The 9,702-nt window shown below is 72.1% G+C and carries 11 protein-coding genes; 8 read left to right on the top strand and 3 right to left on the bottom strand.

Annotated features, from left to right (window positions below; all coding sequences use genetic code 11):
- Nucleotides 1-211: 211 nt before the first annotated feature.
- From ACWCO3_RS07095 to ACWCO3_RS07060, 8 genes are all read left to right on the top strand, one after another.
- Nucleotides 212-2,449 (top strand): hypothetical protein, encoded by a 2,238-nt coding sequence (locus tag ACWCO3_RS07095; RefSeq protein ID WP_450008931.1) that lies wholly within the window; start codon nucleotides 212-214, stop codon nucleotides 2,447-2,449.
- A 43-nt stretch (nucleotides 2,450-2,492) separates the two neighbouring features.
- Nucleotides 2,493-2,984: an SsrA-binding protein SmpB gene (gene smpB / locus ACWCO3_RS07090; protein ID WP_145781171.1), complete on the top strand. Its 492-nt coding sequence runs from the start codon at nucleotides 2,493-2,495 to the stop codon at nucleotides 2,982-2,984.
- Between the two features lie 227 nt (nucleotides 2,985-3,211).
- Nucleotides 3,212-3,604: an SCO5389 family protein gene (locus ACWCO3_RS07085; protein ID WP_145781169.1), complete on the top strand. Its 393-nt coding sequence runs from the start codon at nucleotides 3,212-3,214 to the stop codon at nucleotides 3,602-3,604.
- Nucleotides 3,605-3,960: 356 nt separating this feature from the next.
- Nucleotides 3,961-4,383 carry a TOBE domain-containing protein gene (locus ACWCO3_RS07080; protein WP_358163942.1) on the top strand — a complete coding sequence of 141 codons (423 nt, stop codon included), beginning with the start codon at nucleotides 3,961-3,963 and terminating at the stop codon, nucleotides 4,381-4,383.
- Between the two features lie 11 nt (nucleotides 4,384-4,394).
- Nucleotides 4,395-5,165 carry a molybdate ABC transporter substrate-binding protein gene (gene modA / locus ACWCO3_RS07075; RefSeq protein ID WP_435826053.1) on the top strand — a complete coding sequence of 257 codons (771 nt, stop codon included), beginning with the start codon at nucleotides 4,395-4,397 and terminating at the stop codon, nucleotides 5,163-5,165.
- A complete protein-coding gene (locus tag ACWCO3_RS07070) occupies nucleotides 5,162-5,977 on the top strand; it encodes an ABC transporter permease (RefSeq protein ID WP_358163946.1) in 816 nt (271 codons plus the stop codon). The genes modA and ACWCO3_RS07070 overlap by 4 nt, the downstream gene beginning before the upstream one ends.
- Complete coding sequence (locus ACWCO3_RS07065; protein WP_450008928.1) at nucleotides 5,974-7,041, top strand: ABC transporter ATP-binding protein; 1,068 nt, start codon at nucleotides 5,974-5,976, stop codon at nucleotides 7,039-7,041. Before ACWCO3_RS07070 ends, ACWCO3_RS07065 begins: the two co-directional genes overlap by 4 nt.
- Before the next feature lie 168 nt (nucleotides 7,042-7,209).
- The gene (locus ACWCO3_RS07060; protein ID WP_145781160.1) at nucleotides 7,210-7,788 is read left to right on the top strand and encodes a dihydrofolate reductase family protein; all 579 of its coding nucleotides are present in this window, start codon (nucleotides 7,210-7,212) and stop codon (nucleotides 7,786-7,788) included.
- On the opposite strand, the gene ACWCO3_RS07055 is transcribed toward ACWCO3_RS07060, so the two are convergent.
- The 3 genes from ACWCO3_RS07055 to ACWCO3_RS07045 all read right to left on the bottom strand — a co-directional run bounded on the left by ACWCO3_RS07055 (nucleotide 7,770) and on the right by ACWCO3_RS07045 (nucleotide 9,682).
- A complete protein-coding gene (locus ACWCO3_RS07055; protein WP_450008925.1) occupies nucleotides 7,770-8,480 on the bottom strand; it encodes a helix-turn-helix domain-containing protein in 711 nt (236 codons plus the stop codon). The two genes, ACWCO3_RS07060 and ACWCO3_RS07055, sit on opposite strands and share 19 nt — an antisense overlap.
- A 176-nt stretch (nucleotides 8,481-8,656) precedes the next feature.
- Nucleotides 8,657-9,070, bottom strand: a complete 414-nt coding sequence (locus ACWCO3_RS07050; RefSeq protein ID WP_145781155.1) for a type II toxin-antitoxin system Phd/YefM family antitoxin — start codon at nucleotides 9,068-9,070, stop codon at nucleotides 8,657-8,659.
- A 39-nt stretch (nucleotides 9,071-9,109) separates the two neighbouring features.
- Nucleotides 9,110-9,682, bottom strand: a complete 573-nt coding sequence (locus tag ACWCO3_RS07045) for a GNAT family N-acetyltransferase (RefSeq protein WP_357833948.1) — start codon at nucleotides 9,680-9,682, stop codon at nucleotides 9,110-9,112.
- Nucleotides 9,683-9,702 lie beyond the last annotated feature (20 nt).

The raw sequence follows: 9,702 nt of genomic DNA, 5'->3' as shown, positions 1-9,702 counted from the left end.
AGATGTGGTCGCCGACCAGCGCGCCGACGGTCGTCGACGGTCAGGATCACCGGGTTAGCCATGGCGCCATGAAACCACCTGCCGCGGGTCCGCCGCACCGGGGCGTGAGGTCCACCGCACGGTTGACCGGGCTCGGGACGGGTAAGCCGGGGAGCCGCGCGGGCCGCACCCCGGCCATCCGCCCGGTTGCCGCGCACACTTCGGGGGGCCCATGGCGGACGCGACACCGACCCGACCGGCGACGTCGGGTTCGATCGTGGAGCTGCGGGTGCACGGCGTCTCCGGCGCGGGGGCGGACCAGGTGTTGGACCGACCGCACGTGCACCAGGTCGCCGGAGACCGCAGCGGCGGGTTCTACCGACCGCGTCCCGGCTACCCGGACTCGACCGGGACCGACGGGGTGGCGCTGGAGGCGTACCGCTGGAGTGACCTGCCCTCCGGCACGGCCGTCCGGACGCTGTCACTGGTGTTCCTGCTGCCGTTCATGCTCTGCAACGTGGCGCTGTGGATGCGCCCGGCGAACACCGCTTCGAAGAGCGGTTTCATGGCGCTGTGCCGGGTGCTCGCCCTCACGCTCACCATGCTCTACGTACTCTCCATCGTCGGCGTGGCGCTCGACCTCATCGCCTGGCGCTGCATGGGCACCCCGGCGTGCCTGGCCGGCCGGAGCTGGTTGTCCTGGCTCGGCGGGCGACCAACCGGGCTGCGCCTCGCTCTCCTGGCGTTGGTTCCGGTCGCCGCCATCGGGCTCGTCTGGCGGCTGGGCTCCCGCCCGAGCCACTCGTTCGACGCGTTCCGGACCCCCTCCACGCCCGTCTCGAAGCACCGGTTGAGCGCGGTCGGCCAGTGGGACGGCGCCCCACTGGTGGGTCGACTGCGCTCGGTCCACGTCGCGGCAGCGTTCGCCACGCTGGACGGCAGTCTGCTGGCCGCGCGGGCCAGCCAGCACTCCTCGTGGACCATGGCGATACTCCTGACGGCCACCGGGGCGGTGCTGCTGACCTGCCTGGTCATGGTCACGATCGTGCCGAGCATCGATCGACCGGATCCGTCACCCCGCGTCGACACCCTCTCCCGCACCCTGCGCACACTCGCCTGCGGCCTGACCATCCTGGTGATCGTTCACATCGCCATCAGCCCGGCACCGTGGCCGCAGGGCGGCGTACTGCCCGGCTACAGCGCCATCGTCGCCTGGGTGTTCGTCAGTCAGACCGTGCTGGTGGTCGCCCTCGCCGCGCTGGTGCTCTGGCGGCGCGGTGGTGGGCAGCGAAGGGCACCGCTGCGCGCGTTGGGAGCCCCGGTCTTCATCACGATCGCCGCCGAACTGGCGGTGGCCTTCTCCGCCGAACTGGTCTACCGGGGCGCGGACCTGCTCGACCGCAACGGGACGACGGCGGACAGCCTGGAAACCAGCCCTCCCCTGGCGTACAAATGGGCGATCTTCGGGTTTTTCCTCGCGGTGGTGACCGCCCTGCTGATCGCCGGCCTGGTCACCCGGCTGACCAGACCCGGGCGGCGGCGGGCCGCGCGGGCGATCGTGGCCGCCGACTTCCCGGACGCCCCGCCGTCGGCGGCGAGCCGGCTGCGCCGCGTCGAGCAGGCGGTCGCTCGGGCGCGCTTCACCGAACGGCTCGAACCACTCTCGGTGGTGTACGCCGGCCTGGCGGCTCTCGGCCTGTCCACCAGCGTGCTCGGCCTGCTCCAACTGCTCCCCGGCGACGAGGCGCAGCGCTACGTCGGAATACCCGAGAGCATGGTCGACTTCCTGATCGGATTCGGCAGCTACCTCATCGCGGCGGTCGTGCTCGGGCTGGTGATCGGCGGCATCTTCGCCTACCGGACGGCCGGGTTCCGGCGGTACGTGGGCGTGCTGTGGGACCTGGGCACCTTCTGGCCCCGGGCCGCGCACCCCTTCGCCCCGCCCTGCTACGCCGAGCGGGCCGTACCGGAGCTGGCCAAACGGGTCAGCTACCTGGTGGAGCAGGGGCACGGGGTGCTGCTCGCCGGGCACAGCCACGGTTCGGTGCTGCTCGCCGCGACCGTGCTACAGCTACCCACCCGGATCACCGACCGGGTCGCCCTGCTGACCTACGGGTCCCCACTGGGACGGTTGTACTCACGGCTGTTCCCGGCGTACACCGACGACCCGGCGTTGCGGGAGATCGGCGAGCGCGTCGGTTGGCGGTGGCTCAACCTGTGGCGCGACACCGACCCGATCGGCGGCTGGATCTTCGCCTCCCACCGGCCCGGGCGGGCGGAGAAACTGACCGGGCCGGCGGCGACCGTGGATCGCCGACTGGTCGACCCGGCGGACGTGGTGCCCGCCCCCAGCGACAGCGTGCCGCCCCCGATCCTCGGGCACTGGCCGTGCGAGTCGCAGGACGACTTCACCGAGGCTGAGCGGGACCTCATCGCGCGGCTGCGCCCCGCCCCCCTCGCGCGCGACTGAGCCGACCGACGCCACAGCTCCGGCGGCCGGATATCGTCGCGGGGTGACTCCGTCCAAGCAGCCCGAACGTCGGCTGATCGCCTCGAACAAGAAAGCCCGGCACGAGTACGAGGTGCTGCGCACGTACGAGGCGGGCATCGTGCTGGTCGGGACCGAGGTGAAGTCGCTACGCGAGGGACGGGCCTCGCTGGTGGACGCGTTCGCGCACGAACGAGACGGCGAGATCGTGCTGTACGGCCTGCACATCGCCGAGTACACCTACGGCACCTGGACCAACCACGCACCCCGCCGCAACCGCAAGCTGCTGCTGCACCGCGCCGAAATCGACCGGATCCTCGACAAGGTCCGCGAGGGCGGGGTGACCATGGTCCCGCTGTCCATGTACTTCGAGAACGGCTACGCCAAGGTCGAACTGGCCCTGGCGAAGGGCAAGCGCTCCTACGACAAGCGGCAGACGTTGGCCGAGCGGGACGCCAACCGGGAGATCGCCCGCGAACTGGGCCGACACCTCAAGGGCCACCCCCGCCGGGTCTGAGCTGGGGCGGCGTTGTCGGCGGGCGGCGTTGCTGACGGTCCGCCTATCGGAGCGGCCCGAGTCTCGGAGCGCGGTTCTCGCGCGGGTGGCGGCTGGGCTTGACGAGGTTTTCGAAGGGGTGGCGGCGCGGCGCGCCGGCACCCTCGTTGACGTGCGTCCGGCGACGTGGTCTGCTCAATCCGTGCCGTTATTGGAAACGGTATTCGTTAGCGATACGGAGGAGAACCATGTCACTCACCGTCCCGCCCGCCCTGCTCGACGCCGCCGAACGCGGCCCCGTCGACGACGAGGCGTTCATCGCCTGCGTCCGCGACTCGCTCCCGTACGCCTGGGCCACCGTGAGCCGGGTGGTGGCCGAGCTTGAGTCGGGCGACGCCGAACTGGCCGACAACGTCGTCCCGCCGCCCAGCGACGCCGACCGGGGGCAACTGCTCCGGGCGCTGGCGAGCGACGCGATCCGCGCCGGCCTGGAACGACACTTCGGTGTACGCCTCGCCTTCCAGAACTGCCACCGCGTCGCCGCGTTCCGGCCGTCGGCCGTCGACGGGGAGCGCTACCGGCGCTTCGTATCGACCCGTGGCCAGCTCCTCAACCAGTCCCCCGAGCTGCGCAACTGCTGACCGGACGCCCGCCCACGATCCGCGCAACAACAGGGATAGCGCTGCCCCCACTCGCCCCGAGGCAGCACTATCCCCGAAACTGCGCAGACCTTGGGCGGGCGCCCCGCGCCTCGCGCCCCGCGCCTCGCGCCTCGCGCCCCGCGCCTCGCGCCCCGCCAAGATCGTGCTCGAACCAGGAAGTAGGGGCCTCGCCGCCGCACCGACACCACTACATCCTGGATGTAGCGCGATCTTGGTGAGCGCCCCGAAAACATGGCCTGCGGGGCGCAATTGCTGGCCCTGGCACCCACTTCCTTATGTGAATGCGGGCCGTTCCGGGCTTTCGTGCTTGCAGGTGCGAGCGATAAGGTCAGCCGGTGACGACCTTCCGGATCGGCGAGGCGGCCGACCTGCTCGGTGTCAGCTCCGACACCATCCGCCGCTGGGTGGACGCCGGGCGGCTGACGGCCGGGCGTGACGAGCACGGCCACAGGGTGATCGACGGTGTCGACCTGGCCGCGTTCGCCCGCGCTCAGGCCGCCGACCCGGATGCGGGTGCGGAGTTCTCCTCCGCCCGCAACCGGCTCCGCGGCATCGTCGTCGACGTCCGTAAGGACACCGTGATGGCCCAGGTCGACATCCAGGCCGGCCCCTTTCGCGTCGTGTCGCTGATGAGCCGGGAGGCGGTCGACGAGCTCGACCTGCGCGTCGGTTCGGTGGCCGTCGCGGTGATCAAATCGACCACCGTGGTGGTGGAGCGGGCCGCACCCACCCCGACCAGGGGAAGGGCTGGCGGATGAACGCGCGGGCGATGAGGCGGGTGGCAGCCGTCCTGGTGGCACTGGCTGTCGCCGGCTGCGGCGCGGACGGTGGCCGGGCCTCCGGCGGTGCCGCGGACGGTCGGGGCGTCGGCGCGGTGACGGTGTTCGCGGCCGCCTCGCTGACCGAGTCGTTCACCCGGATCGGGAAGGACTTCGAGGCCGCCAACCCGGGCAGCACTGTGACCCTCAACGTCGCCGGCAGTTCCGCCCTGGCCAACCAGATCAACCAGGGCGCGCCGGCCGACGTGTTCGCCTCGGCCGCCCCAGCGAACATGTCCACCGTCAGCGAGGCCGGCAACGCCGATGGCACGCCGAGCATCTTCGCCCGCAACCAGTTGGTCATCGCGGTGCCCCGGGGCAACCCGGAGGGGGTCAAGGGGCTGGCCGACCTCGGCAAGCCTGGTGTGAAGGTGGCACTGTGCGCCACGCAGGTGCCCTGCGGCGCGGCGGCGCGCACCGCCCTGGACTCGGCCGGCATCACGCTGACGCCGGCCACTCTTGAACGGGACGTCAAGGGCGCGCTCGCCAAGGTGAAGCTCGGTGAGGTCGACGCGGCCCTGGTCTACCGCACCGACGCGCTGGCGGCGAGCGCCGACGTGACCGGTGTGGAGTTCCCCGAGTCGGCGCGGGCGGTCAACGACTATCTGATCGTCGCGCTGAAGGACGCACCGAATCCGACCGCCGCGAGGGCCTTCGTCGCGTACGTCCGCTCGGCGGCGGCGCAGGCGGTCCTCGTCGAGGCGGGCTTCCAGGCTCCATGATCCGGCCCTTCGATCACGCCAGGTCCCGGCGGCGGGGGCGGGTGCCGGCGGCGCTGCTGATCCCCGCCGGGTTGGGGCTGCTCTTCCTCGTCCTGCCGTTGGCCGGGCTGGTGATCCGGGCCCCGTGGACGACCCTGCCGGGGCGGCTCACCGAGCCGGGCGCGCTGACCGCTCTGCGGCTGTCGGTGCAGACCGCGACCCTGGCCACCGTTCTCTGTCTGGTGCTCGGGGTGCCCCTCGCCTGGATGCTGGCCCGGGTCGACTTCCCCGGCCGCCGACTGGTACGCGCGCTGGTCACCGTGCCGCTGGTACTGCCGCCGGTGGTCGGTGGGGTGGCGCTGTTGCTGGTCTTCGGTCGGCGTGGACTGCTCGGCGGTTGGCTCGACGCCACCTTCGGCATCACCCTGCCCTTCACCACCACGGGTGTCGTGCTCGCCGAGTCGTTCGTGGCCATGCCGTTCCTGGTCATCGCCGTCGAGGGGGCCCTCCGTGCTGCCGACCACCGGTTCGAGGAGGCCGCCGCGACGCTGGGCGCCAGCCGGTGGACCACCTTCACCCATGTGACGCTGCCGCTGGTGGCGCCCGGGCTGGCCGCCGGCGCGGTGCTCTGCTGGGCGCGGGCGCTCGGCGAGTTCGGCGCCACCATCACCTTCGCCGGCAACTATCCCGGCCGGACGCAGACCATGCCACTCGCCGTCTACCTGGCGTTGGAGACCGACCTGGAGTCCGCGATCGTGCTCAGCCTGGTGCTGCTCGTCGTGTCGGTCGGCATCCTGGTCGCGCTGCGCGACCGCTGGATGACCAGCGCATGACCGGCCCGCTGCTCGACGCCCGGCTCGTCGTCGACCGGGGTACGTTCCGACTCGACGTGCCGTTGCGGGTCGCGCCCGGCGAGGTCGTCGCGCTGCTCGGCCCGAACGGTGCCGGCAAGACCACCGCGCTACGTGCCCTGGCCGGGCTGCACCCCCTCACCGACGGCCACGTCACGCTCGACGGCGTCGACCTGGACCGTCCGGCGACGCGGGGTTGGGTGCCCACCGAACGCCGGTCGATCGGTGTGGTCTTCCAGGACTACCTGCTCTTTCCGCACCTGAGCGCACTGGACAACGTGGCTTTCGGCCCGCGTCGGCACGGCGTCGACCGGAGGGCGGCCCGGGCCACGGCCCGTGACTGGCTCGACCGGGTGGGGCTCGACGGCCAGGTGCACCGTCGCCCTCGGCAGCTCTCCGGTGGCCAGGCACAACGGGTAGCACTGGCGCGCGCGTTGGCGCTCGCGCCGTCGCTGTTGCTGTTGGACGAGCCGCTCGCGGCCCTGGACGCGCGCACCCGGCTGGACACCCGCGCCGAGCTGCACCGCCACCTGTCCGCGCACCCGGGCGCGACGCTGCTGGTCACCCACGACCCGCTGGACGCCCTCGCCTTGGCGGACCGGCTGGTCATCGTCGAGGGCGGACGGGTGGTCCAGGAGGGTGACGGGCCGAGCGTGACCGCCCGTCCGCGCACCGACTACGTCGCCAGGCTGGTGGGGCTGAACCTCTTCCGGGGCAGGGCCGACGGTCTCGGGGTACGGGTCGCGCCGGAGCTGACCCTCGCCGTCGCGGACCGGCTGGACGGCGAGGCGTTCGTGGCGTTCCGGCCGGCGGCGGTGGCCCTGCACTCGAGCCGACCGGAGGGCAGCCCGCGCAACACCTGGGCGGGGACGGTGGCCGGTGTCCAACGGCACGGCGACAATCTGCGCGTGCAGGTGGACGGGCCGATCGAGGTGGCCGCCGACGTCACGCCGGCCGCCGTCGCCCAGTTGCGGCTGATCCCCGGCCAGCGCGTGTGGGTGGCGGTGAAGGCCGCCGAGACGCACGCCTACCCGGCCAACGGCTGATGCTGGGCACCAGTCCATCTGGCTCTGATTAACACCTCGGGCACAGACAGGCTGACGACGAGCCAGCTTCGGCGGTGCGGACCCGCTGTCGTTTTCGTCCAAGACGGCTGCCGCGGCTGCCATCTAGCCTGGATCCGGCAGCTTGCCGGAACATGAGGAGACAGCACTATGCGCAGCCTGGTCTACACCGGTTTCATGTCGCTGGACGGCGTCGTCGACTCCCCCGGCGGCGGGCCTTCGGAGGAGCACCGCAGCGGCGGGTGGGTGTTCAAGGACCTCGAGTTCGTCCCGGAAGCCTGGTCGCTGAAGGGCGAGGAGCTCACCGACACGACGGCGTTGATGTTCGGCCGTCGCAGCTACGAGGCGTTCGCGCCGGTCTGGCCCGGCTCGGAGGACCACGCCGGTTACAAGGAGTTGCCGAAGTACGTGGTGTCGACCTCGCTGTCCGACGACGCCGTCGTCGACGGGTGGGGGCCGACCACCATCCTGCGCTCCACGGGGGACGTCGCCGCGCTCAAGGAGGGCGAAGGCGGCGCGATCTTCATCCACGGGAGCGCGGAGCTGGCTCGGCGGCTGTCCGACGCGGGCTTGATCGACCAGTACAACCTGCTTGTCTTCCCCGTGCTGCTCGGTGCCGGCAAGAGCCTGTTCGGCCGGGCCGACCGGGACAAGCACATGCTGACGCTGCGGGAATCGGAGAGCTACCCGAACGGGATCCTCAAGCTGGTCTACGGCGTCAAGCGGTGATCCAGGTCGAGGGCGATCGCGCCACCCGCCCCCTCGCGCAGCTGCCGGGCAGTGCGGCCGACGTAGGAGCGCAGCGCTCGGGCCAGGTGCGGCTCGTCGTAGTAGTCGAGCTTGACGACGACGTCGGCGGCCAGGTCGCCGGCAGCCAGTAGTTCCGCCGCTGTGCGGGCACGCTCGATCTGCCGGATGACGCCCTGCGTCAGTCCGGTCGCGGCGCGGAACCGGCGTTCGACAGTGCGTCCCGAGACGGCCGGGCGGTGACCCCGCAGCACGTCGACGACGAGTGCGTCACGGACCACGATCCCGGCCCGGACGAGACGGTCGACCAGAGCCTCGGCGTCGTCGGGAGAGGGCGTCTCCCAGCGCTCCCCGTCCAGCCGGAACGTCCGGCGCGTGGTGTCGGGAAGCACGATGCCACCGTCGGTCAGCGCCGAGGTGGGCACGGCCCGCAGCGAGGTGCCCACGGCGAACTCGATGCCCGTGAAGGTCGCACCCTCCGGCACCGGCGCCACGCCAGTCCGGGTCTCGGGACCGGTGATGACCGTGTGGGCCCGGCTGGCCTGTTCCCAGAACACCAGGCCCCACCGCACCCCTGCGACGGACGTCATCGCAGTGACCTGCTCGCTCGTGCAGGTCCAGACGGTGTCCACCCAAGGCGAGTCCGATCCGCGCGTCGTGAACCGCAGTCCCACGGACGAAGGATACGTCGCCGCGGGTTCTCCGTTGCTCGCCCGACTCTGCACTACGGCACGCTGTGCACAACGACGAACCCCAACGGCCGGTCTGGGCGACCCGACAGACCGACGTGCCCCGTCCGCGTGCCCGGGACGCGGAACTGTGCGCCGCCACCTGTGCCGCGCGGAGGCGGTCAGCCGGCGAGCAGGTCGGTGTGCGCGGCACGCAGTCGGGCCAGCGCGGGGTCGCTGCCTGGAATGACGCGGCGATCCAGCTCGGCCCATGCCTCGGCCAGTGCCGCGCGGACCGCGCCCAGCTCGGCGGCGTGTCGTTGACTGCTGCGTCGGTGCTGATCGTCGAGGCGTCGGGCCCAGCCGGCGGTGACGGCGGCGAGCCGGTCGGCGTCGGCGCGGGCCTGGGCGCCACTGCGGGCGGCTGCGGCGGGGACGATTGCCGCGACCGGGCGGGGGTCGCCGTCGCGGGTGACGACGGTGACCGCGTCGGTCAGCTCGGCCAGGGCGACGAGCTGGCTGAACCGGGTGCGCGCCTCACGCAGCGGCACGGAACGCGGCGGGTCGGAATGAGGGGTGAGCGCGGGGACGGCCATGAATGCATGGTGGCGACCGGGTACGACAGAAATCCGTCGTCAGTGGACGGTGGCCGGCGATCCGCTCGCCGCGGACAGCCACTCGTCGGCCAGCACCGACCAGATTTCGAGGTCGATTCGCCCGTGCGGACCGGGCCTGAGCTGGCGGAGTGTGCCGTCGAGGCGCAGACCGAGCCGACGGGCGAGTGCCTTGCTGCGAATGTTGTCGGCGTTGGTCCGCCACTCCACCCGCTGGATGCCGCGCTCGCGGACCGCCCAGTCGACGATCCGGCGGATCGCCGGCGCGACCATGCCCCTGCCCTCGGCTGCCGGCTCCACCCAGCATCCGACCTCGCAGGCGCCGCTGGTCGCGTCGAACGATACGAAGATGACCCCGCCGACGAGGGTGCCCCGCCACCACAGGCCCCACATGCCTCCGCTGTCGCTGGCCCAGCGGTCGGCGTACCGCTGCAACACCGCTCGGGCCGAGGCCAGGTCGGTGGCGGCGAAGGACGGCGACACCCACGGCTGGATGTGCTCGCGGGCGCGGTCCATGTGGGCGAGGAACTCCTCGGCCCGCCACGGCTCCAGCGGGCGGAGCTCGACATCCTCGGTCAGCGGCAGGGCGAACACCGGGCCTCCATTCTGGTGTG

The organism is Micromonospora sp. NPDC002411 (genome assembly GCF_053592955.1).
This window is presented reverse-complemented; position numbering and strand designations above follow the sequence as displayed.

What these genes read in the sequence shown, in the direction of transcription:
- ACWCO3_RS07095 (WP_450008931.1), top strand. Translation starts at nt 212, where the DNA reads ATGGCGGACGCGACACCGACCCGACCGGCGACGTCGGGTTCGATCGTG.
- ACWCO3_RS07085 (WP_145781169.1), top strand. Translation starts at nt 3,212, where the DNA reads ATGTCACTCACCGTCCCGCCCGCCCTGCTCGACGCCGCCGAACGCGGC.
- modA (WP_435826053.1), top strand. Translation starts at nt 4,395, where the DNA reads ATGAGGCGGGTGGCAGCCGTCCTGGTGGCACTGGCTGTCGCCGGCTGC.
- ACWCO3_RS07070 (WP_358163946.1), top strand. Translation starts at nt 5,162, where the DNA reads ATGATCCGGCCCTTCGATCACGCCAGGTCCCGGCGGCGGGGGCGGGTG.
- ACWCO3_RS07065 (WP_450008928.1), top strand. Translation starts at nt 5,974, where the DNA reads ATGACCGGCCCGCTGCTCGACGCCCGGCTCGTCGTCGACCGGGGTACG.
- ACWCO3_RS07060 (WP_145781160.1), top strand. Translation starts at nt 7,210, where the DNA reads ATGCGCAGCCTGGTCTACACCGGTTTCATGTCGCTGGACGGCGTCGTC.
- ACWCO3_RS07050 (WP_145781155.1), bottom strand. Translation starts at nt 9,070, where the DNA reads ATGGCCGTCCCCGCGCTCACCCCTCATTCCGACCCGCCGCGTTCCGTG.